Genomic DNA, 23,736 nt, shown 5'->3' on the forward strand with positions numbered 1-23,736 from the left:
ATGTAAGAATTACAATTCTGGTACTTCCATTTGATCCAGACGGGTTAATAGCTTACGAGTCAGCTTTTCAAGCTGTTGCTGCTCGTCAGCATCCAGTGTTGACCAGAGGAAATGCAGACATTTATGTTGTGGCGGCAAGAGTTGGTTTAGAAACTCTTCACCGGCCTTGGTTAAATGCAGATGAAGGCAACGGCGATCGTTATGGCTTTCGCGTCGTTCGATCCAACCTTTTTTTTCCAGTTCATCAGCAATGCGGGTCGCGTTGGTACGAGACGATCCTAACGCAGCGCTCAGTTCTGAAGGTTGAATGCTGTGGCTTTCCTGAGCATCCAAAGTAATTAATGCCATGAACAGGGTTTCGTTAATCCCTTGAGCTTTCAACATTTTATTGCGATTTTCGAGCAACTTGCTATGCATATGCATGCACAAGCGGGTCAGCAGAATTTCCTGATAGGGGAAGTCCTTCTGACGTTTAGCACGAAAATTAAGCATTTGTTCAATGGGAGTAAACGAGCTTTCCATGATAAAGAGCCTCATTAATTTCAGATGATACAGTAACGATAGTTACTAATAATGTAAACGCTATAATACGGTAAAACTTTAGCAATTAGTGTTATTTCACCGAGGTATAGCGCTGATTAATGCCAAGGATAGTAGGGATATCGCAGAATTGCCCACGTTTTGAATGCGTTATCCCATCATTAGCAATTTGAAGGTTATCCCGTAGCTCAGAGCGCCGAATAAAGTCGCGAAAATGATGCTCTTGGTTTTATAGAAATAGGCGCAGATAACGATAAATCCGATCAACGTAGGGATGAGTTTGTGCGCGTCACGCACTATTTCCGGCACGCTGGAAACCACCAGCAGGGCGCAAATCGAAGCAATTCCGATACTATCTAGCAGGAGCGACATTTTCCCTCGTTGCAAACCGACCTGCTTGCGCGCTGGACCCAGCCGTAGCGGGAGATAACGAAATAAATAGTTCACCAGCCCGACCACCATGCCGATCACGATGACATCCGTATTCATAACTGTTGCTCCTTAGCCTGTTTTCCTGCCGCATTTGACTCTGTTAAAGACGCGGTCGGAGGCTGAATTAACGCCGCCAGACAGCCACCGCAGATGCCAGCCAGAATCGCCACCGGAATAGAGAACACGAGTGCTCCCAGCAAAGCGCCACCTAGCGAAGCCACCACTGTCAGGCTGTATTGGCGTTTAAAGGAAGCGAGCAGAAAACTCAAAAATAGCGCTGGCAGCATAAAGGACAGAGAGGCTTCAATTGCCGGATAGTTATCTAACGGTCCGTTGCCAAATACGGCACCTACCGCCGTACCTACCACCCAGGACAGCCAGGAGGTGAATGCGATGCCCAGCATCCAGTTTTCACTCCAGCGGCGCTGATCTTTCATCAGTTTAGCGGTAGCGGCAGCGAAGACTTCATCGGTTAAACCGAAGGCCCACAGGGCAGTTTTTTTACCGGATAGACGTGCCACAATGCGGTGTTTCAACGCAGGGCCATACAGAATATGGCGGACATCCATTGCCATTACCGTAAGAGCGGAAACCCACAGCGACATTCCCGCACTCAATAATGCGGTAATCACGAATTGGCTGGCACCGGCATAAATAATGCAGGAAAAGAAAATGCTTTCCAGAGGAGTAAAACCCAGCTTAACCGCGCTTAATCCAAAGGCAAAAGCAACAGGGAGATAGCCGATCACGATAGGAAGGCTGTCGGTCACACCTTCACGAAAACGGGCGACGGGTTGATCGGGGAAAGGGGAGTGAGTTATTGGCTTTGGCATGATGGTAGCTGCAGGTAGGCTCGGTTAAAGGGTAGAAAGCAAATTTAAACATTTGGTAACATTACCAGAGTGTTAATACTCTTTGTACCCCATAACCGAAATTTATATCTCAATTTACTATTCGCAAGCTAATTATTTAATATTTTTTAAATTAGCTCACTGGATGATCGGCCGCCGGGTCAAATTTCTTACCCATTAACCACACCAAAATATTGAGCAGACATAATCCGCCGCCAGCAATGGCAACGCCGTACCAACCAGCATGTTGATAGGCGGCGGCAGAAATCAGCGAGCCCAATGCACCGCCGATAAAGTAAATGGTCATATAACCGGCGGTTAAGCGGTTCCGCGCTTCAGGCATCATACGGTAAATCACGCTTTGGTTAGTGACATGCACCGCCTGCACCGCGAGATCCAAAATGACTACGCCAATGATTAGCGCGATTAACGAATATTGCCCCAAAGCGATGGGAATCCATGACAGCAACAGCAGGCCCAGACCGGCGCTGGTGGTGAGTCGCGCTTTACCTTTATCTGCTAAACGACCCGCTTTGTTTGCCATCAGCGCGCCAGCGGCGCCCACCAGACCGAACAGGCCGATAGTGCCTTCGGAATAACCGAAAGGAGGTGAGGCCAACAAAAAGGCCATTGAAGTCCATAACACGCTGAAATTAGCGAAAGATAAGGCTCCCAGCATAGCGCGAGTGCGTAATACCGGCGTACCGAAATACAGCGTAAAAATAGAACTCAGCAATTGCCCGTAGTTCAGACCGGCCTTTTGCTTATAACGCGGCAGGTAGCGCCACAGTACCAGCGCCATCACCGCCATTAGCACACTGGCAACCCAGAAGATAGTACGCCAGCCACCGAGGGAAGCCAGTGCGCCAGCCACGGTTCGTGCCAGCAGAATACCCAGCAATAGGCCACTCATGATGGTGCCGACGACCTGACCGCGCTTTTCCGGTTTTGCCAGCGTTGCAGCCAGGGGGACCAGTAACTGCGCGACCACCGAAAACAGGCCGGTCAGCGCGGTGCCCACGATCATCATGGTCAGGTTTTGCGACATCGCCGTAATCAGCATGCCGCCAGCGGCTAGCAGCGTCATGCCGACGATCAGACCGCGGCGCTCAAACATATCTCCCAACGGCACTAAAAACATCAGCCCAACGGCATAGCCCAATTGAGCGGCGGTAACGATAAATCCAGCTTGATTGACCGAAAGACTAAATGCCTGAGCAATGGTTTCCAGCAACGGTTGAGCGTAATAGTTACTGGCGACCGCCAGACCGGTGGCGATAGACATCAGTACGATCAATGCAGGGCTTAGCCCAGCATGTTCAGTTGTTTGGTTCATGAATAATTCTGCTTAAGATGATGAGGGCGACAGTATTGGATAAATTAAAACGATAAACCAATGTATAATTTTCATCTGATTAATCTCATTTCGAGATAGATAAATGAACCTGAAGCAGATTCGTTACGCATTGGCGGTGGCAGAAACCCAGAGTTTTACTCAGGCGGCGCGACGTTGTCATACGGTGCAATCGGCGCTGAGCCACCAGATTGCTCGTTTGGAGCAAGAGTTGGGTTGCCAGCTGTTTGAACGTACTTCGCGGCGGGTCAGCTTAACCGACGCCGGGCAAGCTTTTATTCTGCCCGCTCAACGCCTGTTGGCGGAGCAACAAAACTTGCTCAATGAAGTTAATGCCGCCAGCGGTAACGTGACTGGCACTTTGACTCTTGGCACTATTTCAACGCTAAATGCCTTCGATCTGACGGAAAAGCTTGGAGAATTTAATCGCTGCTATCCGGCGGTGAATATTCGGCTGTATGTTGGAATGAGTGAAGCTTTGATTGAAGACACCCGACAGCAGAAAACCGATGTGTCTTTTGTCGGAATCTGGCCGGGGGATAAAAATACGCTGCCCCTCTCTCACTGTAAGTTAACGGATGAGCCTCTGGTGGCGCTGGTGGCTCCAGATCATGTTTTAGCCGGTAAGGCCAGCGTGGACCTGCAAACATTGGCTGCTGTCCCGCTGGTGGATTTCTACAGTGGTACGGGGGCACGACGTCAAACCGATCGCGCTTTTCAGACCGCGGGTATCAAACGCCACGTCAATTTCGAGATTGATCATATCGAATGGCTGGAGAATCTGGTGCGGCGTGGACTGGCGGCGGGGATCGTTCCTATCTCGACCGCTCAGCGGCTTATTTCTCTGGTGTCTATCCCGATCGACGATGGGCCGCGGCGTCAGGTGTATTGCATCTGGCATACGCCGCTTAGCGCTGCCGCCGAACGTTTCCTGCATTTTAGTGGGTTTACCGGACAAGGCATCGCCAGCGCTGAGTAAATCTGAAAAATCCGTAAGGGGGTCGGTTAGATTGCCAGATAAAAAACAGGCACCGAAAGGCGCCTGTCTGGGTTATGTCAGCGGTGAAGGTTTACTGCGCGGTTTTGCTATTGGCAGCTTCAGCGGCGGTTTTTACCCAGCCGTCAAAAGTTGCCTGATGTGCGGCTATCCAGCCATTCACATGGCGCTCAATATTCGCATCCGATGATTCACCGGCGTGCATTCTCATATTCTGCGCATTCACGTCGCTAATCGGTAGTTTCATGATAGAGAACAGTTTGGCTGCTGCCGGATTAGCTTCCGCCCATTTCTTATTGGCGACGATATGCATCACGCTTGGCGGGAAACCGTAGTTGGCACCGTTAGCCAGCTGGGTATCGATACTTTTATCCGGTAGAGAGGAGAACGGTACTTGGAGCCAGATTACGTCACGACCCGGAACCAGCACATCGCTAACCCAGTAAGGCGTCCAGGTGTAATACAGAATTGGCTTGCCTTCTTTGTAACGGGTAATGGTATCGGCAATCATTGCCGCATAGTTGCCCTGATTATGGTTGACGGTATTACTCAACCCATAAGCATCAATCTGATGATTAATGGGTGCTTCACAGCCCCAGCCCGGATTACAGCCAGTCAGATCGGCTTTGCCATCGTTGTTGGCATCAAAAAGCTTGGCAATCTTCGGATCTTTAAGCTGTTCGATATTGGTAATGTGGTATTTATCCGCAGTTTTCTTATCGATCAAATAGCCCTGCGCCAAACCTTCAATGTAATTGCCCTGACGATAGAATTTGGCATCGCCACCCGCGGCTTTATATTGATCGTTATGCAGCGGCTCCCAGTTCACGGCCAGAAAAGTGGCATCACCGGCAGCGATAGTGGCATAAGCCACGTTGTAATCAACTTCCTTGGTCGGTTGAACGTCGTAGCCGAGTTTTTCCAGCGCTTTATTCACCAGCGCGGTCTGGAAAGTTTCTTCGGAAATAGTGCTTTGAATGGGTAAAACGGTCACGCCTTTGCCTGGTAATTCAGCGGCGGATAATTGAGAACTGACCAGCGTAGTTAGGGCCAGTGCCCAGATGCCTGTGGTGCGCATGAGTTGTTCCTTCTTAGTTTTACCCTTCATATTTCACGCCGCAGCGGTATTGGCAGCAATGTGAAATCTATCGGGCATGAGTAAAATTGATGACTTATTAAGTCCATTTTTAGGGAGAGCGCAGCGATGGGGTCGAAGTGGCGTAAGCCACCTGAGCGCCCTTTGGTGCAATAGACCTAAGAATCTCGCTTGAATCCCGTTCCCTGTACTGCGCCGAGATTTTGGCTATCCATAAGGTATTTATATGATTTAGTTTTAACGCTGCCGCTGGGACGATTGCCATTGCGGCAGCGTTAAGAACGCGGGCTATCAGCCCTTGTGACAAGCTGCTATCAGGCTTTTTTGATAAAAGGTTGAGTGAGCAGACCCAGTGGGCCTGTGGTGTACCAGCGGCCAACGCCTTTGCTACGGCGATCTCGGCCCAGAGCTTGAGTTAGACGGTCGAGGATAATTGCCAGAATAACAATCCCCACGCCACCGACGGCAGCCAGACCCATATCCAGACGACCAATACCACGCAGTACCATTTGACCTAAACCACCGACCGCAATCATCGAGGCAATAACCACCATCGACAGCGCCAGCATCAGAGTTTGGTTAACGCCGGCCATAATGGTCGGCATGGCCAGCGGCAATTGCACCTTGAACAGTAACTGGCGTGGATTGGCACCAAAGGATTCTGCGGCCTCGATCAGATCTTCCGGCACCTGTTTGATACCTAAAATAGTCAATCGCACGATGGGTGGCAGAGCAAAGATAATGGTGACTACGACGCCCGGCACGTTACCGATACCGAACAGCATCACGATTGGAACCAGATAGACAAACGCAGGCGTAGTCTGCATCGCATCCAATAATGGCCTGATAATTCTGGCGGCGTTATTACTGCGCGCCAGCCAGATCCCGAGGGGCAGCCCGATCAAAATACAGAAGAACAGCGAAGTCAGAACCAGCGCCAACGTAACCATCGCCTGTGACCATGCACCGATGGCACCGATGGCAATCAGAGATACCAGCGTCGCGACGCCCATCCCTAAGGAAGAAAACTGCCAGGCAATCAAAGCGAAAACCAGAATGGCAACCGGCGCAGGCATTCCCAGCAACATGTGCTGAAAACCGCTCAGGATAAAATCAACCGGAACCCGAATGCCCTGGAATACCGGGCGGAAGTGGGTAACAACCCAGTCAATGCCCTGTGTAACCCACGAGTCCAGCGGCACCCACGTGTTGTGGAATGGGTCCATCAGGCTAAAATGTTCGGGAGCGACAGCTGGCGCGCTGTTTAACCAGTCTGCGCCTGTTTGTGCGGTTTGGTTGGTGGCTTCTTGGGCTGCCGCGCTGCCCTGAGCCATACTGGCACCCCAAGGATCTGCCGCAGCAGAAAGTGCCTGTGGTGCCGCATCGGTAGCGGTGGTCGACGCTTGTTGAGCAACATCAGCCGCCGTCGCCCACGGATTATTGATAACCTGCTCGTTAATCTGTGTTGTATTACTCATTTGGCGTCTCCTTATCTAAGGCTTGCAGCAGCATAGCCTTGGAAATAATACCGATATAGTTGTTGTCCTCGCCCACCACCGGAACGGCGCAAGGGGCTTGAGCAACAAGTGAAATCAACTCATTGAGCGGCATATCAGCCGGAACCGGCGCTGGCTCAGCCAATAAGGCATGATCGAGCGGCTGGTTTTCTGAAAGAGCCTGTTTCAATGAATCTATCGATACTACGCCGATAAATTTTTGCCCGCGTTCCAACACATAGCCGTAATCGCGGTCTTCATCTTGAAGCAGTTTTAACGCTGAACGAGGACCGAATCCTGGAGTCTTGCGGATTAAGGCCACCGGACGACGACGAGCAATATCTTTTGCGCTAAATACGTGACTAATATCAACGCCACGGAAGAATGTTCTTACATATTCATTGGCCGGATTATTCAATATTTCATCCGGCGTACCGACCTGAACGACTTCTCCGCCTTGCATAATGGCAATACGGTCGCCAATACGCATGGCTTCGTCTAAATCATGGGAAATAAAAACGATGGTACGCTGGTGCTTGGCCTGCAATTTAACCAACTCATCCTGCATTTCAGTACGAATTAATGGATCTAGCGCAGAGAAGGCCTCATCCATCAATAATATGTCAGGATTATTTGCCATTGCTCGTGCTAAACCAACGCGTTGACGCATACCGCCAGAAAGTTCATCGGGATATGAATAAGCATAATTATCCAAACTGACCTGACGTAATGCTTCTAATGCTTTTTCATGACGTTCTTTTAGCGGGACACCGGCTAATTCCATGCCGAAGGCTGTATTATCTAACACGTTCAGATGAGGCATTAAGGCAAATGACTGGAATACCATACTGATTTTATTTCGGCGAACGGTGCGTAATGCGCTGTCAGATATTTTGGCAATATCTTCACCATCAATAAGGACTTCGCCGCGAGTTGGTTCTATCAGACGATTGAGAAGGCGTACCAGGGTGGATTTACCGGAACCCGATAACCCCATGATGACGAATATCTCGCCTTCTTCAATGGCCAGACTGGCATCTTTGACGCCAACGGACAAACCGGTTTTACTAAATATCTGGTCTTTATTCATACCAGATTCAATCAATTTAAAGGCCCGATCCGGGTGCTCACCAAATATCTTATATAAATTTTTTACTTCGAGTTTAATTGCCATGCAGTGGGTATATTCCTCTGTCAATTTTTAGATTATATTTTTTCCTGATGCAAAAATAGAGCGCTATATACCCTAACATACTGAGAGTCTGAGGCAACCCTCAATATTCCGATAATTTATTTGATGTTGTTAATCATGCCCTTATATATGAAGTGACCCATTTGATTTAGCTGCGTTAATACTGGGGTTATTTGAGCTGATATCCATAGGTAAATATAAGATATTTTTTATGCCAATAATGGGTGTGAAATGTTTTCTATAGAGGTGATAATATGGCAATGTTTTTATCACTGATAAAGACAGATATTTGACAGATATATCAAAGGATATTGTCTTTGATGATAAACATATATTAGTGCGATTAATCTATAGATAATTTTCGTGGTTGAAATTGCTCTCATCCCTTTTGTGCTCTGGCTATAAGCCCAATGAGAATTTTCTTGGCAAGGCTGATTTTGATGTGATTTTTAACTAAACAGGCGGATCTGTTCGGCAATTTTTATAGTCATAACGAAAGGAAATTTAACGGGGCAGGGTAGCGATCTGTTATTACCCATCGCGACCCTCCAGACAAGGATCTCCCTGTTACTCAGAAAGACCTTTAGCAACGTTAATTTTCCTGAATCAAAAATCCCAATCTTCATCCTCTGTCGTTACGGCTTTTCCGATGACATAAGAGGAACCGGAGCCAGAGAAGAAATCGTGATTTTCATCAGCATTTGGCGATAATGCAGACAAAATGGCCGGGCTAACCTTGGCTTCGCTGGCTGGAAATAGTGCTTCATAACCCAGATTCATTAGCGCTTTATTAGCGTTATAGTGCAGGAATTTCTTCACATCTTCGCTCCAGCCCACGCAATCGTACAAATCTTCGGTGTAGCGTACTTCGTTATCGTATAAATCCTGTAACAGATCGAAAGCGAAGTTTTTAATTTCCTGACGGCGAGCGGCATCGGCCTTTTCCAGCCCTTTCTGGAATTTGTAGCCAATATAGTAGCCGTGTACCGCTTCATCCCGAATAATCAGGCGAATCAGATCGGCGGTATTGGTCAGCTTGGCTCGGCTGGAAAAATACATCGGTAAATAAAAACCAGAATAGAATAGAAACGATTCCAGAAATACGCTTGCAACCTTCTTCTTCAGCGGATCGTCGTGGTGGTAATGGCTTAGGATGATCTGTGCTTTTTTCTGCAATGGACCATTCTCTTCACTCCAGCGATAAGCGTCATCCACATCAGATGTCATGCATAGAGTTGAAAATATCGAACTGTAAGAACGAGCATGTACCGCTTCCATAAAGCTGATATTGGAAAATACCGCTTCTTCATGGGGGGTTATTGCATCCTGCAGCAGTGCGGGCGCCCCAACGGTATTCTGAATAGTATCCAGCAGCGTCAGACCGGTGAATACGCGAATGGCCAACTGTTGCTCTTGGGGAGTTAGAGTTGCCCAAGAGGAAATATCGTTCGACAGCGGAATTTTCTCCGGCAGCCAGAAATTGGAAGTCAGACGATTCCAGACTTCCAGGTCTTTATCATCTTCTATTCTGTTCCAGTTGATGGCTTTCACGCGGGATAAAGGTTGCGTAGCGATCATATTCTTGATTCCTTTTATAACGGCGGTCTACAGCGAGCAGGAGACGCAGCCTTCAACTTCTGTACCTTCCAACGCCATTTGGCGCAGGCGAATGTAATAAATGGTTTTAATACCTTTCTTCCAGGCGTAAATCTGGGCTTTATTAATATCCCGCGTGGTAGCGGTATCACGGAAAAATAGCGTTAGTGATAGCCCCTGATCCACATGCTGTGTTGCTTGCGCATAGGTATCGATAATTTTTTCCGGCCCAATTTGGTAGGCATCCTGATAATAATCGAGGTTGTCATTGGTCATATAAGGCGCAGGGTAATACACCCGGCCAATCTTGCCTTCTTTGCGTATTTCAATCCTCGACACAATTGGGTGAATGCTAGACGTGGCGTGATTGATATAAGAAATAGAGCCAGTCGGCGGTACCGCCTGTAAATTTTGGTTATACAACCCGTGCTCCATAACTGAATGGCGCAAAGCTGCCCAATCATGCTGGGTTGGAAGAGGAATCCCTGCACTGGCAAACAATGCCTGCACGCGTGAAGTTTTTGGCTGCCAGCTTTGCTCAATGTATTTGGTGAAATAGCGGCCGGAAGCATACTGTGAATCATCAAAACCTTTAAAACAGCTCCCGCGCTCAATGGCTAATTGGTTAGAAGCACGAATCGCGTGATAGGCAACGGTATAGAAATAGAGATTGGTGAAATCCAGCGCTTCTTCAGAACCGTAATAAATCTGTTCACGAGCCAGATAGCCGTGCAGGTTCATTTGCCCTAAACCAATAGCGTGAGATTCCTGATTCCCTTTATCAATAGAAGGAACCGAACGAATATGACTCATATCGGAAACCGCAGTTAGCCCGCGGATGGCGGTTTCGATGGTTTGCGCGAAATCTGGCGAATCCATGGTATGAGCAATATTCAGCGAACCGAGATTACAGGAAATATCTTTGCCAACATGCTTGTAGCTCAGATCGTCGTTATATTCCGTTGGCTGATTGACCTGCAAGATTTCAGAGCACAGGTTACTCATGTTGATCCGGCCTTTGATCGGATTCGCTTTATTTACCGTATCTTCAAACATGATGTAGGGATAACCGGATTCAAACTGAATTTCAGCCAGAATTTGGAAGAATTCACGAGCGCGGATTTTGCTTTTGCGAATACGCTTGTTATCCACCATCTCACGGTATTTCTCACTGACACTGATTTCTGACATAGGAACGCCATAAACCTGCTCAACGTCATAAGGTGAGAACAAATACATTTCTTCGTTCTGCTTCGCCAGTTCAAAAGTAATATCGGGAATCACTACGCCGAGAGACAGAGTTTTAATCCGCACTTTCTCATCGGCGTTTTCACGTTTGGTATCCAGAAAACGCAAAATATCTGGGTGATGAGCATGTAGATAAACTGCGCCAGCGCCCTGCCGCGCACCTAATTGATTGGCATAAGAGAAAGCATCTTCCAGCATTTTCATAATGGGAATAACGCCAGAAGACTGATTTTCAATTCGTTTAATTGGCGCGCCCACTTCACGAATGTTGCTCATTAGGAAAGCAACGCCGCCGCCTCGTTTGGATAATTGTAAAGCTGAGTTTACCGCTCGCCCGATGGACTCCATATTATCCTCGATGCGCAGCAGGAAGCAGGAAACCAGTTCGCCCCGTTGTTTCTTGCCACAGTTGAGGAAGGTTGGTGTAGCAGGTTGAAAACGACCAGAAATCATTTCCTCTACCAGATTTCTCGCCAGTTTCTGATCGCCAGCGGCTAGCGTTAATGCCACCATACAAATACGATCTTCATAACGCTCCAGATAGCGCTGGCCATCGAAGGTTTTTAGCGTATAGCTGGTGTAATACTTAAAGGCACCGAGGAAAGTCGGGAAGCGGAATTTTTTTGCATAGGCTTGCTGAAATAAGCTTTTAATAAAGCTGAAGTCATATTGTTCCAGCACTTCTTTTTCGTAATAACCTTCTTCTATCAGATAATCGATTTTTTCCTGCAGACTATGGAAAAATACCGTGTTCTGATTAACGTGTTGCAGAAAATATTGGCGCGCAGCCAGACGATCTTTATCGAATTGAATTTGCCCATCGGCATCATAAAGATTGAGCATGGCATTCAGCGAGTGATAATCCAGCTCGCTGGTTAATGGGGCGGTCATTGTGAGTTCTGTCGTTGCCAAAATTCGGTTACTCCCTTACGAACATTTGCCACATCTTCATCAGTACCCAACAGCTCAAAGCGGTACAGATAAGGGACCTGGCATTTGTGGGAGATAATCTCACCGGCCAGGCAATAGGCATCGCCAAAATTAGTGTTTCCCGCGGCGATAACGCCACGGATCAACGCGCGGTTATGCGGATCATTGAGGAAACGGATAACTTGAATCGGTACTGCACCGATCGAACTGCCGCCGCCGTAGCTGGGCACAAGCAAAATATAAGGTTGCTCAACCTTTAATTTTTCCCGCGCTCCGGCAATCGGAATGCGTATGGCCGGAAGCCTCAGTTTCTCCACAAATCGGTGGGAGTTCTCCGATGAGCTGGAGAAATAAACCAGCGGATTCATCATCGTTACCTCTGTCAGACTGCAACGTTTTGACTCAGGGCTCTGATTTTATCCGGTCGAAAGCCCGACCAATGATCGTCACCCGCCACAATGACTGGCACTTGCTGATAACCGAGGGATTTAACATGGTTGAATGCCTGAGAATCATTCGTAAGATCAATGATCTGATAGCTGATTCCATGGCGATCAAAGGCGCGATAGGTTGCATTGCATTGGACACAATCGGGTTTACTGTAAATAATAATGCTCATGATTCGCATTTACCTTTTGTTTTGAGGTAAGGCGTATAAGTCAGAAATGCGGAGAACACTCGCGGCCTGACTCCCTCTTTATCTCTCTTGACAGCATTGCCCTGAGCGACAAATAAATACTATATGTAGAGTTTTATTATTTCAACCGCACTATATGTAGTTGTTTTGATGTTTTTGGAATGATTAGACAACGAAGCGCCGCCAGCCTTGGGCTAGCGGCAAATTGGCAGGAATAAAAAATATTTTTCCAGAAAGTGGTTGGAAAAAGGCTGAAAAAAGACTACTGGCGCAAGCTAACGGCTAGACGGTTAAATGCATTCATGATGCTAATAGCAAAGGTCAAATCTGAAATTTCGGTATCGCTAAAATATTTTTTCAATAAATCAAAGGCGTTGTCCGGTGCGCCGGTTGTCGCGATCTGGGTAACCGATTCAGCCCAGGCCAGTGCCGCACGTTCTGTATCGCTATACTCTCCGCTGACCTGCCATCCGGCTAACATATCGATTTTACTTTGGTTAACACCGCTGTCACGTAGGGCTTTCCCGTGCATATTCAGGCAGTAGGCACAGCCGTTGAGTTGTGAAACTCGCATAAAAATCAGTTCAATCAGTGACTTGTCGAGAGAGCTATTGTCTAGCGTCATCAAGGCACTCACCAGTGCTTTATAGGTGGAAGAGGACAGCTGAGCGTAATTAAGACGTTGTTCGATCATAGAAAGTACCTTCTACAAGTGCAGTGACATTGAAGACTACTCTAACAACCCTATGACCTATACTATAGTGGCATAATTTGATTTTTTTTATGGGTCATGATGATGAGTTTTCCCGTTCAATTGCAGGTTGATCGTCAGCAAAGTGAACCTGTTTTTCGCCAGATTTATCTGCGATTTAAAGAAGCCATAACGCAACGAATACTCTTGCCAGACACACGAGTTCCTTCGGTTCGCGCTCTGGCTAGCGAGCTGGGCGTAGCCAGAGGAACAGTAGAAAATGCCTATGCTCAATTGGTTGCAGAGGGCTATTTACAAAGCCGAGGGCAATCAGGAACTTATGTGTCTGACCAATTGCTGAGGGGGCTCGCCTCCATTCCCGCCGAGCCGTCAAAACCGCGTCAAGCTGCTCAGATCAACCACGCTTTTGCTTTGGAAACAGAAAGTCCGCAACCTTTTCAACTGGGGCTACCCGCCTTGGATGCCTTTCCTTATGGACTGTGGGCGCGAATTATTAATCAACAGACTCGCGCCGCGACTCGCGCTTCATTGGGGCATCCGCCCGCTACCGGACTCTTAGTTTTACGCGAGGCAATTGCCAGTTACCTACAGCTTTCCCGTGGATTCCATTGCTTACCGGAACAGGTTTTTATCTGTCCGGGTTATCAGGCTCTGCTGGATTTGGTGATATCGACGCTGTTGCATCCTGGGGATGCGGTTTGGTTAGAAGATCCGGGTTATCCGGTTACTCAGCAGTTATGCAGAGAGGCCCAACTGCGCAACGAACCGATTCCGGTTGATGGGGAAGGGATAAATCTGGGTGCAGCTATAGACAAAGTGCCTGATGCAAGAGCTGTTATTGTCACCCCGGCACATCAAAGTCCAACGGGCGTTGCCCTGAGTCTACCGCGTCGCTTGGCGCTATTGGAATGGGCGGCGGAGCAGCAGAGCTGGATTATAGAGGATGATTATGACAGTGAATTTCGCTATCAAGGTCGGCCACTACCGTCGCTAAAAAGTCTGGATCGTCAGGGGCGAGTATTGTACGCCGGGACATTTAGCAAAGTAATGTTTCCGGCATTACGTATAGCCTATTTGGTGGTGCCTAAGGAATTAGTTGATAGGTTTACTCAGCGTTGTCGATTGCGCGCTTGTACCGTGCCGCCGCTGATTCAATCCAGCGTGGCTGAGTTTATTCGTCAAGGGCATTTTTATCGACATTTGAAACGAATGCGGCATGTGTATCCTGAACGGCGGGCATGGTTAGTGGAGGCGTTGGAGAGTCAGCTAGGTGATGTTTTGCAGGTCGAAGAGCAGGCTGGCGGGATTCAACTATTGGCGCGTTTGGATAAGAATTACAGCGATCGGCTGGTGGTTACGCTGGCGCATCAGCAGGGATTAGCGATACAGGCACTTTCCGATTGGCAAATAGATATTTCTGAAGGCAATGGATTGCTGTTAGGCTTTACCAATTTGCAGTCAGCAGATGACGCAAAAAGGCAAGTCTCTCGTTTGGCCTCGATCATTCGGTTTATGGGGAGAGAATGATACCTAAGATCGGATAAAACGATTCGGCCCACATCCAAAAGGCAATGGGCCGAAAAAAGAGCTAGCTGGTAGTGTGCGGCTAGCGACGCGACAATAATACGCCGAGCACGACACCCACTGCGGCACCAATACCAACGCCCTGCCAGGGTTTGTCACGAACATAGCTGTCGGCGTTGCCCGCGACGTCTCGGGCATGTTGGGTCAGTGAGGTGGAACCGCTAAACCGTGCTCTGGCATCTCTCAGCACGCCTTCTGCATTTTGACGCACTTTTTCCAGCTCTTCTTTGGTTTTATCACCGGAAGAGCGCAGGACATCATCGAGAGTATCTGCCAGCAGATTTACATCTTGATCGATATTTCGTTCAACTTTCTCTGATTTCTTGAACATTGTGCTCTCCGTTTTACTTAATAGAACATTAAGCATAGTCCAACTTTGGCTAATAAAAGCCGCTTACAGAAGAATCCTAAGAGCTATATCAACAGCCGGCGGCAATAAAATCCCCGCTGGCATTAATAGGAATGACTGAGCTGAACAGTACCAAACCAAACAGTATTAATATTAATCCGCCTATTACCGTGGCAATTCGTGACACATGAATTAGTTTCCCCGCCAATAACTGACCATGGCTAGAGATAAACTTTTCGCGGGCATGATAGACCAGCGTTGCGACGATCATTATGGATAGTGATGTGCCCAGCGCCATGCTCATTGCGGCAATGACTCCCCAGGTAAACATGCCTACTGCATTAGCAAAAACTAAAATCAGAATGGCACCGCTACAGGGTCGAATGCCAATTGAGGCGATTATCCAAAAGTAATTTTTCCAGCCTCCAGTCAGTTCTTCTGCTGCTGGCAAATGCTTATGGCCGCAGCCACAGTCAGCTAGCTGATGGGAATCGTGGGGGGCTAGAGGTAATTTATTGATGCCTGATGTAGGAAAAGTGGCTATTTGGTGAATGGCGAGGCGCTTTTCTTTCTTATAAAGGTGGAACAAGTTAATGCCTGCAGCGCGTAGCATTAAAACCACGCCGAATAACATAATAAAGACCGCACTGCCTTTCTCGACAAAATAGCGGCTGAGGCTCAAATCTCCCATTGAGAGATTAAAAAAGACCGCCAGAATCAACACGAACAAAGTAGCAACAACCCCTTGCATCATACTGCCGAGGAAAGTGATCAAGCGGCTGGTGTTGGCTTTTTCGCGATTGGTAGACAAATAGGTCGTAATAACAAACTTGCCATGTCCAGGCCCGACGGCGTGTAAAAAACCGTAGGTAAAGCTAAAGAGGATCAGCATCAGCCCGGCTCCGCTCTGATTATTTTGTTGTTGCAGCAGATACATCACCAGATAACGATGCATGTATATCTGTAGGTTAATGCAATATTGAACAAAATCAGACCAATGCCAGATAAAGGTGGCGACTAGAGCGATCATCAGCAGAGCAGTCAGCGTAGCGCCGGTGGCTGAGGTTCGCGTAAGTTTAATGTTCGCAATCATGATTAGGTTATCCCTGCTATTGATATTAACAGGTGGGAGAGACTGCTATTACCTTGCTTCTACCCAGAGGATACAGTGAGACGATCTGCACTGAATGATTAGTACTATAGGTAAGTTATGGCGGATAAGTATTGTCGACGACTTTCGCTTTTGTAAAAGAATATATCGTTTGTCCGATGAAACATGAAAATCAGTATTAGTGCCAGGTTGTACATTTGGTTACTTAACGAAACCAATGACTCACGGAAAGGAAAAATAGCTTCCTCTATGATTCTTTCAACGGCCCGACAGGGCTTAGCGAAACAAACTCTGAGGAATTACAAATGAAAAAAGTATTAGCGCTGATCGTTGCTGCAACTATGGGTCTGTCTTCTGCTGCTTTCGCTGCTGAAACAGCTGCTGCACCAGCGCCTGTTGCTACAGGTACCACAGCTGCGGCTCCTGCGGCAGAGAAAGCGGCTCCGGCCAAGGCAACCAGCCACAAAAAACACAAAGCGACCAAGAAAACTACTGAACAAAAAGCACAGGCCGCTAAAAAACACGAGAAAAAAGCACCGGCTCAAAAAGCGCAGGCTGCTAAAAAACATGAGAAAAAAGCACCGGCTCAAAAAGCGCAGGCTGCTAAAAAACACGAGAAAAAAGCACCGACTCAGAAAGCGCAGGCTGCTAAAAAACACCACAAATCAGCTAAGAAAGCCGCCGTTGCTCCAGCAGTAACTCCAGCAGCATAAGCACTTCTGATTACCGTTGTCTCCAGGTTTGCCAAACTTCAACACCCGGTTCTTCCGGGTGTTGAAGTTTCTATCCGTAGGGAATGATTCAAACCCCGAATAGGTTACCCACTTTACTTTCAGACAGTTACCGTCCGAACTTTCACTTCCCGCGGATATTATCCTGCCAAAGTCTCGTGTAAATGCCGCCACAGCACTTTACCTTCCGTTGTTTTATCGAAAATCGCTGTTGATAAACGACGATGTAACGGCTGGTTAGGCATTTTTTGCTGTTCCAGATAGCTGACCACCGCACCTTGCGAGCTTTCCTGAATCAGTGTCATTTCGGAAAGACAAATAGTTAACTCCGGCTTAGCCGCAGACTGTGCCCGAAAAAATTGGCACAAAGCGGAATAATCCAACGCATGCCCGGTTAGGGTAATCATGGTGTATTGGGGGGAAAAGTCTCGGAGTAAATGCTCACAAACTTCTGGGTGAGTATCACGGCCGCTAAACCATTGTTCGATAAGCTGGTGGCTGCTGCTGATGAGATCAAAATAAGGATTGGCGTTATTCATATTGATTCCTGATTGATGATAACTTAACGATTGCGTAAATCACGTAAAATAGACGCATGAGCCATACGGCTGGATAGCCATAGTGGTAATAAAGCTGAAGTCGCCGCCAGTAAAAAACACCAGTGAAAAGCCTGAATTGCTGGCTGGCGTAGTGCGGGGTTATCCAATGCGCCAACGCCTTTTAACGCCAACATTAAATTAAGTAGCAGGCTGAGTAAGGCAACGCCAAAGCCGAAGCCCATTTGGCGATTGATGTTCCATAGCGCGCTGGCATCGGCCAAATGACGTTTTTCTGTATGCAAGAAAGCGGTGCTCTGCGCAGTACAGCTACACAAGCTGCCGCCAAATCCCATACAGGCAAAGGCGATAAACATCAACGGCAGTTGTTCCGCCTGATCGATGCTGGTGAGTAGTAACATACCCATCCCTTGCGTCAGACAACCACAGATAAACAGTAGTCGTGGCCCGATTCGGTTAAAGATTTTTCCCGTTAGAGTAATGGCAATAAAAGCGGCAATAGACCAAGGAATCATCAGTAATCCAACCTGTGAGGCACTCATCCCCAATATAGTTTGCAGGTACAGCATGGTAATCATGCTAACGCCGATGAAAATACCGGGAATAAACAGATAAACCAGCATTGAGATGCGCATCAGCGGCTCTTTAATCAACCTCAAATTAAGAATTGGATGAGAATGAGCCATGCTGTGACGAATAAAACCCCTCAACATGATTAGGCCTAAAACCACTAACACAGCGCCAGAAATTCCGTGTTCTGGTCCACTTATGCGGCTTAATCCTAGTAGTAACAGAATTAATGCCGCCGAACCTGAACATAAACCTGCGATATCCAACGGTGATTGTTCGGTTTTCTTTTCCTCTGGCTTTAACCACATAACGGCGAGAGTGAGCGCTAACAGCGCAATGGGCAGATTAAGATAAAATATCCAACGCCAGCCTAAGGTATCAACAATCAAGCCGCCAACAGCCGGTGATAGCGCCGGAGCTAACAGGCCAACCAGCATAATGATGGAAGAGAGACCCGCGCGTTCATCGGGACGATAATGTTGGTAAGTTAACGTCTGACCTATCGGAATTAATAAGCCTCCGCCAAATCCTTGTAATACTCGCCACACGATCAATAACTCGATAGAACCTGCGGTTCCTGCCGCTACGGTAGCAAGTGAAAATAACAATAAAGAAAATAGGAAGGTGCGCCGTGCACCTACAGTTTTGGCCAGCCAGGCGCTCAGGGGAATAACCAGAGTCAGCCCCAGAATATAGCCAGTGCTTACCCAAGCCAATTGACTGACGCTGGCGTGCAGACTGCGGGCGATATCCGGATAAGCCACATTGGCGATAAACATGTTAATCAGATCAACAAAAAATCCGAGTAAATAGACGATTGCAACTTTAGTACGGTATGCCATTGGAGCCTCCAATTGAAGGCGGCGAGTGTATCTCCGAGACTATTGCTGATAAATCCATACAATGTGATTACACTGGTAAATAAATTTTGACAATTTGAGCGGCAATGCATGGTCAGTTTGCATCGATTGAGTACTTTTGTTGCAGTAGTCAATGCGGGGTCATTCACCGCTGCGGCAGATATTTTAGGGCAGACGCGTGCGGGGGTGAGCTTCAATATCAAGCAATTAGAAGCTGAGCTTGGCGTTGCTTTACTGACTAGAACGACGCGTCGTCTGGCGTTGACGGAGGTAGGCGAACGTTTTTATCAGCATTGCCAGCGCTTGTTACAAGATGCTGAATTTGCAGTAGAAGATGCCCGGCGTGGCCACGGTACTCTCAGTGGAACTTTACGTATCACTACTACGCCGGAATACGGTATTCACACTTTGGTTCCGATTATGGCGGCTTTTATGCGTCAGCATCCGCATTTGACCATCCAGCATGCCTGTTCTTCGCAACATGCCAATCTAATCTCTGAACGTTTTGACGTGGCGATCCGTCTGGGACAACTGGTTGATTCCAGCTATCGGGCCGCATTGATCGAAACATTCCCGATATTACCTGTGGCTTCACCGATGTATTTGCATAGTCACAAAATACGTTGTTTAGAGGATTTGCGGCAGGCGCAGTGGGTTGCCCATAGTCGTCTTGCCACACCGTTGACGTGGCAGGTACAAGGGCCGGATAACGGCTGGCAACGGTTGGATGTTTCCGTGCAGCCGAAAGTTTTGGCCGATACCTCGGCTTCACTACAGGTATTTGCTCGACAAGGGGCGGGTATCGCGTTGTTACCGGAATGGCTGGTGGCGGAGGATTTAGCCAACGGGCTGTTGCAACAAGTCTTGCCTCAGTATCGTTTTCCGGAGCAGGGGGTTTATGCCCTGTATCCTAATACTCAGCATGTATCGGAAAAAGTTAGGGCATTTATCGACTTTCTTCGCCTTAGCGTGAAATTGAAGTCAGCTTAAAAACCAAAACTTTCACCAAATATGAAACGTAGAGCGCCACGCAGTCATTGCCTTTGGCGGAGCAAAACCTCTCTCCATGTAGACTATTCTGAAATAACCTGTTTGAGGCAATAAATAGGTTATTTCCCTTATTTATTGCGGTAAGGTCGCTCCAATTGCTGTCGGAAGGAGGGATGATAAATGTATTTAAGACCAGATGAAGTGGCGAAAGTCCTAGAAAACTCTGGGTTTGAGCGAGATTATGTGGTCGAACAGGCCTATGGCTATCGAAAGGGCATTCACTATGTGTATGTTAATCGGGAAGCGCGCATGGGGAGAACCGCACTGGTTATCCATCCTGCGCTGAAAGATAGAAGTCTGCTGTTTGCCACGCCAACCGCTCCGATTCGTATCAGTGATAAATACCATGAGTTTCCGCTCTATCTGGCGGGAGAGGCCGAAGAACGTTATGGTATTTCTCACGGTTTCAGTTCGCGGGAATTACTGCAACGCTACCTGCATAGCATGTTTCAATAGCTTTATACTTCAAAGACTTTTTGGCCTTAATCGGCAGAAATAACTCCAAGCAAAAATCTGGCGCGCCGTATCCATCCAATCAATGCAATACGGCGTCTGATTCCTGATTGAAATTCATATTGTAGGTGCGCCGGAACTGAGCCAGCTCGAAGGCGTCGATATCCAATTCAGCAAAATAGAACAAAGCGGCTTCTGTATGCTCCGAAGTTAGCGTTGGTGGAATATGCGCCCGCAGCAGCGTATTACGCCATTGCGCCACATTTTCATCGGAAGCATCTTTGATAAAAGTCTGATAAATAAAAATAAGATAGGCAGCTTTTCGCACATCCTCAGCATAGCCATTGCTGATGGATCGGATAAACATTTGCGTTTGACGGTTTCCCATTTCTTGCAGCATCGATTCAATATAAATCGGTTTTATCTTCAACAAAGTCGCTAAAGTATCAACGGTTTTTCGGGTATCAGACGTTAAGACTCGGTAACCCACAATAAAAACTACAATGAGTACAGCAATGATTATCCATGTCATTATTATATCTTTCATCAACTTAGAATAATTAATCGAGTAGCATTCTCGTCGAAGACCTGACGCTTTGGCAAAGCTTAGCGATGATCGCCGCCAAAATTTCCTTGAGATTGCTGCACAGAGTTCAAATGACGATTAAAAGAAGCCGCGTCTTTGGCTAATGCATCAAGATGTGCGCCTAACATTTTGATTTGCTTTACTAGCTGATGTTGTTCCGGCAACGAGTTAGCTTGGCTCAACTTTTTCAGCAGTAAATCATTTTGTGTTTTTAGGATTGCTTCACGAGCTTTTGACTGTTCCAAGGCGTGTTGCAACGCTTCATAGCTTTCCTGCCATACCTGATGTTGTTTCTCGAACGTAGACTGCAACTCATTCATTGCACTAAGAAACTTCACTTCCAGCTCGCGCATTGTCATTGTTTCTCCCTTGGCATATCCCGATTATCATTGGCAGTATAACTAAAACTCCCCTTAACCTCATCCGCTAGAATTTATCTCACCTTGCACTTAGCTGAATGGGTTACTCGAAACCAACGAGTATAGATATTTATCATAAATCGGTGCCTTGGATGTGGTTTACTTTTTACCTGTGCGTTGTGCCTTTGGGAAATAAGCCTTGCTATAAAAAGGCAGCTGTGCGTTAATAAGCGCATCGGTTTGTAACACAGACCTATTTATGTAAGCCATTTAAGTAAAGCAGTTCCTAGTTAAAGCGATATTTTTAGACATCACTTCTCCGACGAATTTCCTTCTTTAGTGCCCCCATAAGTAATTACTGATAAGCAGACCTCTTTGCCATATGTTGGCTCAAAAAATAATGAAGGAAATACCCCTATGTCTACTAAAATGACTGGTTTAGTTAAATGGTTTGATGCTGGTAAAGGTTTTGGTTTTATTTCTCCTGCTGACGGCAGCAAAGATGTATTCGTACATTTTTCTGCAATCCAGAGCAGCGATTATAAAACTTTGGACGAAGGCCAGAACGTTGAGTTCAGCATCGAACAAGGCCAGAAAGGCCCTTCAGCGGTTAACGTTGTTGCGCTGTAAGTAAACCCAGCTTAGGCTGCGTTTATAGTTGGGAAATTGCGATAGCGATGATGGCTATGCCGGAGCAGACAATTTAGTTCTCGATGAGAATACCAACACCATAAGACCTCGCTACGGCGGGGTTTTTTGTTTTATTGATATTAGTGATTACGTGTTACCCCGCCATATTTATCCTTCTCTGAATTTTTAGTGTAAAAAACCGATCTATATCGTGATTAGGATAAATGTAAATCCAGTTATCTTTTTTATATTCTGCCATTAGCCACGTTCGAAAAAGTAGAATATATTCGAAAGCGGTTTTTTAATCGCCAGCGGGCTGCTTGGTATAACGACAGTCTTCGCACCTGCGGGGGCACGACTTTTACGTTATGGATATATCAACATTTTCACTGTGTAAGGGAGTAGGACGTGAACTGGAATGAAATAGCAATATCAGCGGTAATAGGTGCTGTATTGGTAGGCGTGGTTTCGCTATTAAAGAAAAATGGAAAGATCGGTAAGTTCTCTGGAGTTATGTTGGTTGTCATCCCTATTATAATCGGCAACTTTGTTTATTATAAGTATATTAACCGGAATATCGATCGCGCCGAAGTGGAATACTCCATGGAAAAGTTTGCTGTTTATCAAACAATAAAACAGCAAGACCCTACGCTTTATACTAATCTGGTCAACCGCTTGGTTGCCTTAAAATCTGGCGGCAGCTCAGAACAAGAAATTATTGATGAAATTAAGCAATCAGTCGCCTTGCTGACGGTAAGTAAAATTCAAAGTGCCCCGGATAAGAGTGTTGTTGAATATATGAGTGTTATTCTGGATGAGCTTCATTTTTATCAGGAAAATGACAAAACTCATCAGCTTTGCTACAAAGCGCTTTATCCGCAGGTTGAAGGAGGCGTTAATACGGTAAAAGAACTTCCCGCCACTTTGGTACAACGAGATTTGGAAGCGTTGAACAACCTGTTTACTGCATCAACCGGAAAGCCAATAAAACCAGAGAATGAGCAATATAGAGGCCAACTGGAAGCCATTGTGCAGGAATTACATCAGAAATATGGTGATGATTTACTGATGCTGAGTAATCCGACCGCTGCCAATGTGGACCGTAAAAAGGTTTGTGATATGGCCGTTGAGCTATACGGCAATGTATTGCGATTGCCGCAAAAAGAAGCTGGAACTATCATCAGAACGATGCTGGCAGGCGAACAGAACTGAGACAGAGAACCAGCCAATTGCTTTACAGACAGGCAACAAGCCTTTGGCTGAAAATATCATTTTACGTGGTAGTCGGCGAAAATTAATCGTGATTTTTTTTAATTAAATAATTCCGGTTAATCATAAAGTTAGAATGTTAATTGTCTTGTTATCTGATAAATACTACCCATACTGATTGAAATGCAGATAATCTCAATCAGTATGGGGCTATATACCTTAATTTTTGATGTGAAACATACCTAATATTCATTTGATAATTTCTAATATTGATTTGTAAGTCGTGAGATTATTCTGAATGCAAATCAATCATTTCAAGCCAGATATCCAATGTATGGCTTCTTGCCTAATAGCTAATTAAAGACATAAAACTATTCCTTAATCCAAATTTATCGGTTTTCATGCTGATTAATTATTGAACTTATATCCGTTAAGTTAGTGTCACTATTTTTTAATAATTAAAATAATCACAATAAGTCGTAACATTAATGTTATATTAATCGGGAAAAGTTGAATTTTGACTTACTCCATACTAATGCTGTGTATATTTTTTGTTATCTAAAACGATAGCGAGCAAAAAATAGCTATTCATTTTGTCATTAGTGG

Annotated in this window: 25 protein-coding genes; 7 read left to right on the forward strand and 18 right to left on the reverse strand. The window is 46.5% G+C overall.

What is annotated here, in order from left to right:
• Positions 1–9 precede the first annotated feature (9 nt).
• The 4 genes from mprA to AD970_RS17295 form a co-directional block, all read right to left on the reverse strand.
• The gene (gene mprA, locus AD970_RS17280; protein ID WP_049601928.1) at positions 10–522 is read right to left on the reverse strand and encodes a transcriptional repressor MprA; all 513 of its coding nucleotides are present in this window, start codon (positions 520–522) and stop codon (positions 10–12) included.
• Between the two features lie 168 nt (positions 523–690).
• On the reverse strand, positions 691–1,029 hold the full coding sequence (gene ygaH / locus AD970_RS17285) for an L-valine transporter subunit YgaH (RefSeq protein ID WP_049601931.1): 339 nt from the start codon (positions 1,027–1,029) through the stop codon (positions 691–693).
• Complete coding sequence (locus AD970_RS17290) at positions 1,026–1,805, reverse strand: AzlC family ABC transporter permease (RefSeq protein ID WP_049601934.1); 780 nt, start codon at positions 1,803–1,805, stop codon at positions 1,026–1,028. Before AD970_RS17290 ends, ygaH begins: the two co-directional genes overlap by 4 nt.
• A gap of 151 nt (positions 1,806–1,956) precedes the next feature.
• Positions 1,957–3,159: an MFS transporter gene (locus tag AD970_RS17295; RefSeq protein WP_049601938.1), complete on the reverse strand. Its 1,203-nt coding sequence runs from the start codon at positions 3,157–3,159 to the stop codon at positions 1,957–1,959.
• Positions 3,160–3,262: 103 nt separating this feature from the next.
• Between AD970_RS17295 and AD970_RS17300 the strand changes: the two genes are divergently transcribed.
• Entirely contained in the window at positions 3,263–4,156 is an 894-nt protein-coding gene (locus AD970_RS17300; protein WP_049601941.1) for a LysR family transcriptional regulator, read from the forward strand.
• Between the two features lie 91 nt (positions 4,157–4,247).
• Here the strand turns inward: AD970_RS17300 and proX are convergent, their stop codons facing one another.
• The 8 genes from proX to AD970_RS17340 form a co-directional block, all read right to left on the reverse strand.
• Positions 4,248–5,252 (reverse strand): glycine betaine/L-proline ABC transporter substrate-binding protein ProX, encoded by a 1,005-nt coding sequence (gene proX, locus AD970_RS17305; protein ID WP_049601944.1) that lies wholly within the window; start codon positions 5,250–5,252, stop codon positions 4,248–4,250.
• A 332-nt stretch (positions 5,253–5,584) separates the two neighbouring features.
• Positions 5,585–6,748: a glycine betaine/L-proline ABC transporter permease ProW gene (proW, locus tag AD970_RS17310; protein ID WP_049601947.1), complete on the reverse strand. Its 1,164-nt coding sequence runs from the start codon at positions 6,746–6,748 to the stop codon at positions 5,585–5,587.
• On the reverse strand, positions 6,741–7,940 hold the full coding sequence (gene proV / locus AD970_RS17315) for a glycine betaine/L-proline ABC transporter ATP-binding protein ProV (RefSeq protein WP_049601949.1): 1,200 nt from the start codon (positions 7,938–7,940) through the stop codon (positions 6,741–6,743). The genes proW and proV overlap by 8 nt, the downstream gene beginning before the upstream one ends.
• A gap of 624 nt (positions 7,941–8,564) precedes the next feature.
• Entirely contained in the window at positions 8,565–9,536 is a 972-nt protein-coding gene (gene nrdF, locus AD970_RS17320) for a class 1b ribonucleoside-diphosphate reductase subunit beta (protein WP_049601953.1), read from the reverse strand.
• 27 nt (positions 9,537–9,563) lie between these two features.
• Complete coding sequence (gene nrdE / locus AD970_RS17325) at positions 9,564–11,714, reverse strand: class 1b ribonucleoside-diphosphate reductase subunit alpha (RefSeq protein ID WP_049601957.1); 2,151 nt, start codon at positions 11,712–11,714, stop codon at positions 9,564–9,566.
• Entirely contained in the window at positions 11,690–12,100 is a 411-nt protein-coding gene (gene nrdI, locus AD970_RS17330) for a class Ib ribonucleoside-diphosphate reductase assembly flavoprotein NrdI (RefSeq protein ID WP_049602026.1), read from the reverse strand. The genes nrdE and nrdI overlap by 25 nt, the downstream gene beginning before the upstream one ends.
• Positions 12,101–12,114: 14 nt before the next feature.
• On the reverse strand, positions 12,115–12,351 hold the full coding sequence (gene nrdH / locus AD970_RS17335; protein WP_049601959.1) for a glutaredoxin-like protein NrdH: 237 nt from the start codon (positions 12,349–12,351) through the stop codon (positions 12,115–12,117).
• Positions 12,352–12,631: 280 nt separating this feature from the next.
• The gene (locus AD970_RS17340; protein ID WP_049601961.1) at positions 12,632–13,063 is read right to left on the reverse strand and encodes a carboxymuconolactone decarboxylase family protein; all 432 of its coding nucleotides are present in this window, start codon (positions 13,061–13,063) and stop codon (positions 12,632–12,634) included.
• Positions 13,064–13,159: 96 nt separating this feature from the next.
• Between AD970_RS17340 and pdxR the strand changes: the two genes are divergently transcribed.
• Entirely contained in the window at positions 13,160–14,608 is a 1,449-nt protein-coding gene (gene pdxR / locus AD970_RS17345) for a MocR-like pyridoxine biosynthesis transcription factor PdxR (RefSeq protein ID WP_049601964.1), read from the forward strand.
• A gap of 79 nt (positions 14,609–14,687) precedes the next feature.
• Here pdxR and AD970_RS17350 read toward each other — a convergent pair whose 3' ends face one another.
• A complete protein-coding gene (locus AD970_RS17350; RefSeq protein WP_049601965.1) occupies positions 14,688–14,996 on the reverse strand; it encodes a DUF883 family protein in 309 nt (102 codons plus the stop codon).
• Between the two features lie 88 nt (positions 14,997–15,084).
• Entirely contained in the window at positions 15,085–16,107 is a 1,023-nt protein-coding gene (locus AD970_RS17355; RefSeq protein WP_049601968.1) for a nickel/cobalt transporter, read from the reverse strand.
• A 323-nt stretch (positions 16,108–16,430) separates the two neighbouring features.
• Between AD970_RS17355 and asr the strand changes: the two genes are divergently transcribed.
• The gene (asr, locus tag AD970_RS17360; protein ID WP_049601971.1) at positions 16,431–16,838 is read left to right on the forward strand and encodes an acid resistance repetitive basic protein Asr; all 408 of its coding nucleotides are present in this window, start codon (positions 16,431–16,433) and stop codon (positions 16,836–16,838) included.
• Positions 16,839–16,996: 158 nt separating this feature from the next.
• On the opposite strand, the gene AD970_RS17365 is transcribed toward asr, so the two are convergent.
• Both AD970_RS17365 and AD970_RS17370 read right to left on the reverse strand, forming a co-directional pair.
• Positions 16,997–17,395, reverse strand: coding sequence for a cytoplasmic protein (locus tag AD970_RS17365; RefSeq protein WP_053215284.1), 399 nt, complete (start codon positions 17,393–17,395; stop codon positions 16,997–16,999).
• Positions 17,396–17,418: 23 nt separating this feature from the next.
• Complete coding sequence (locus tag AD970_RS17370; protein WP_049601975.1) at positions 17,419–18,825, reverse strand: DHA2 family efflux MFS transporter permease subunit; 1,407 nt, start codon at positions 18,823–18,825, stop codon at positions 17,419–17,421.
• Positions 18,826–18,933: 108 nt separating this feature from the next.
• Between AD970_RS17370 and AD970_RS17375 the strand changes: the two genes are divergently transcribed.
• On the forward strand, positions 18,934–19,833 hold the full coding sequence (locus AD970_RS17375) for a LysR family transcriptional regulator (RefSeq protein WP_049601977.1): 900 nt from the start codon (positions 18,934–18,936) through the stop codon (positions 19,831–19,833).
• Between the two features lie 180 nt (positions 19,834–20,013).
• Positions 20,014–20,349: a DUF2002 family protein gene (locus AD970_RS17380; RefSeq protein ID WP_049601980.1), complete on the forward strand. Its 336-nt coding sequence runs from the start codon at positions 20,014–20,016 to the stop codon at positions 20,347–20,349.
• A 79-nt stretch (positions 20,350–20,428) separates the two neighbouring features.
• Here the strand turns inward: AD970_RS17380 and AD970_RS17385 are convergent, their stop codons facing one another.
• Both AD970_RS17385 and AD970_RS17390 read right to left on the reverse strand, forming a co-directional pair.
• Entirely contained in the window at positions 20,429–20,878 is a 450-nt protein-coding gene (locus AD970_RS17385; RefSeq protein ID WP_049601985.1) for a DUF1198 domain-containing protein, read from the reverse strand.
• Between the two features lie 74 nt (positions 20,879–20,952).
• Positions 20,953–21,291, reverse strand: coding sequence for an MbeD/MobD family mobilization/exclusion protein (locus AD970_RS17390; RefSeq protein WP_049601988.1), 339 nt, complete (start codon positions 21,289–21,291; stop codon positions 20,953–20,955).
• A 417-nt stretch (positions 21,292–21,708) separates the two neighbouring features.
• Here AD970_RS17390 and cspE point away from each other — a divergent pair, with 417 nt between their 5' ends.
• Positions 21,709–21,921 (forward strand): transcription antiterminator/RNA stability regulator CspE, encoded by a 213-nt coding sequence (gene cspE / locus AD970_RS17395; RefSeq protein WP_049601991.1) that lies wholly within the window; start codon positions 21,709–21,711, stop codon positions 21,919–21,921.
• A gap of 408 nt (positions 21,922–22,329) precedes the next feature.
• A complete protein-coding gene (locus AD970_RS17400; protein ID WP_072080682.1) occupies positions 22,330–23,133 on the forward strand; it encodes a DNA gyrase in 804 nt (267 codons plus the stop codon).
• Positions 23,134–23,736: the final 603 nt, after the last annotated feature.

The sequence above is a fragment of the Yersinia nurmii genome (assembly GCF_001112925.1).
Classification (GTDB): Bacteria; Pseudomonadota; Gammaproteobacteria; order Enterobacterales; family Enterobacteriaceae; genus Yersinia; species Yersinia nurmii.

Excerpts from the sequence above, each read along its gene's own strand:
- mprA (WP_049601928.1), bottom strand. The coding sequence starts at position 522 with ATGGAAAGCTCGTTTACTCCCATTGAACAAATGCTTAATTTTCGTGCT.
- ygaH (WP_049601931.1), bottom strand. The coding sequence starts at position 1,029 with ATGAATACGGATGTCATCGTGATCGGCATGGTGGTCGGGCTGGTGAAC.
- AD970_RS17290 (WP_049601934.1), bottom strand. The coding sequence starts at position 1,805 with ATGCCAAAGCCAATAACTCACTCCCCTTTCCCCGATCAACCCGTCGCC.
- AD970_RS17295 (WP_049601938.1), bottom strand. The coding sequence starts at position 3,159 with ATGAACCAAACAACTGAACATGCTGGGCTAAGCCCTGCATTGATCGTA.
- AD970_RS17300 (WP_049601941.1), top strand. The coding sequence starts at position 3,263 with ATGAACCTGAAGCAGATTCGTTACGCATTGGCGGTGGCAGAAACCCAG.
- proX (WP_049601944.1), bottom strand. The coding sequence starts at position 5,252 with ATGCGCACCACAGGCATCTGGGCACTGGCCCTAACTACGCTGGTCAGT.
- proW (WP_049601947.1), bottom strand. The coding sequence starts at position 6,748 with ATGAGTAATACAACACAGATTAACGAGCAGGTTATCAATAATCCGTGG.
- proV (WP_049601949.1), bottom strand. The coding sequence starts at position 7,940 with ATGGCAATTAAACTCGAAGTAAAAAATTTATATAAGATATTTGGTGAG.
- nrdF (WP_049601953.1), bottom strand. The coding sequence starts at position 9,536 with ATGATCGCTACGCAACCTTTATCCCGCGTGAAAGCCATCAACTGGAAC.
- nrdI (WP_049602026.1), bottom strand. The coding sequence starts at position 12,100 with ATGAATCCGCTGGTTTATTTCTCCAGCTCATCGGAGAACTCCCACCGA.
- nrdH (WP_049601959.1), bottom strand. The coding sequence starts at position 12,351 with ATGAGCATTATTATTTACAGTAAACCCGATTGTGTCCAATGCAATGCA.
- AD970_RS17340 (WP_049601961.1), bottom strand. The coding sequence starts at position 13,063 with ATGATCGAACAACGTCTTAATTACGCTCAGCTGTCCTCTTCCACCTAT.
- pdxR (WP_049601964.1), top strand. The coding sequence starts at position 13,160 with ATGATGATGAGTTTTCCCGTTCAATTGCAGGTTGATCGTCAGCAAAGT.
- AD970_RS17350 (WP_049601965.1), bottom strand. The coding sequence starts at position 14,996 with ATGTTCAAGAAATCAGAGAAAGTTGAACGAAATATCGATCAAGATGTA.
- AD970_RS17355 (WP_049601968.1), bottom strand. The coding sequence starts at position 16,107 with ATGATTGCGAACATTAAACTTACGCGAACCTCAGCCACCGGCGCTACG.
- asr (WP_049601971.1), top strand. The coding sequence starts at position 16,431 with ATGAAAAAAGTATTAGCGCTGATCGTTGCTGCAACTATGGGTCTGTCT.
- AD970_RS17365 (WP_053215284.1), bottom strand. The coding sequence starts at position 17,395 with ATGAATAACGCCAATCCTTATTTTGATCTCATCAGCAGCAGCCACCAG.
- AD970_RS17370 (WP_049601975.1), bottom strand. The coding sequence starts at position 18,825 with ATGGCATACCGTACTAAAGTTGCAATCGTCTATTTACTCGGATTTTTT.
- AD970_RS17375 (WP_049601977.1), top strand. The coding sequence starts at position 18,934 with ATGGTCAGTTTGCATCGATTGAGTACTTTTGTTGCAGTAGTCAATGCG.
- AD970_RS17380 (WP_049601980.1), top strand. The coding sequence starts at position 20,014 with ATGTATTTAAGACCAGATGAAGTGGCGAAAGTCCTAGAAAACTCTGGG.
- AD970_RS17385 (WP_049601985.1), bottom strand. The coding sequence starts at position 20,878 with ATGACATGGATAATCATTGCTGTACTCATTGTAGTTTTTATTGTGGGT.
- AD970_RS17390 (WP_049601988.1), bottom strand. The coding sequence starts at position 21,291 with ATGACAATGCGCGAGCTGGAAGTGAAGTTTCTTAGTGCAATGAATGAG.
- cspE (WP_049601991.1), top strand. The coding sequence starts at position 21,709 with ATGTCTACTAAAATGACTGGTTTAGTTAAATGGTTTGATGCTGGTAAA.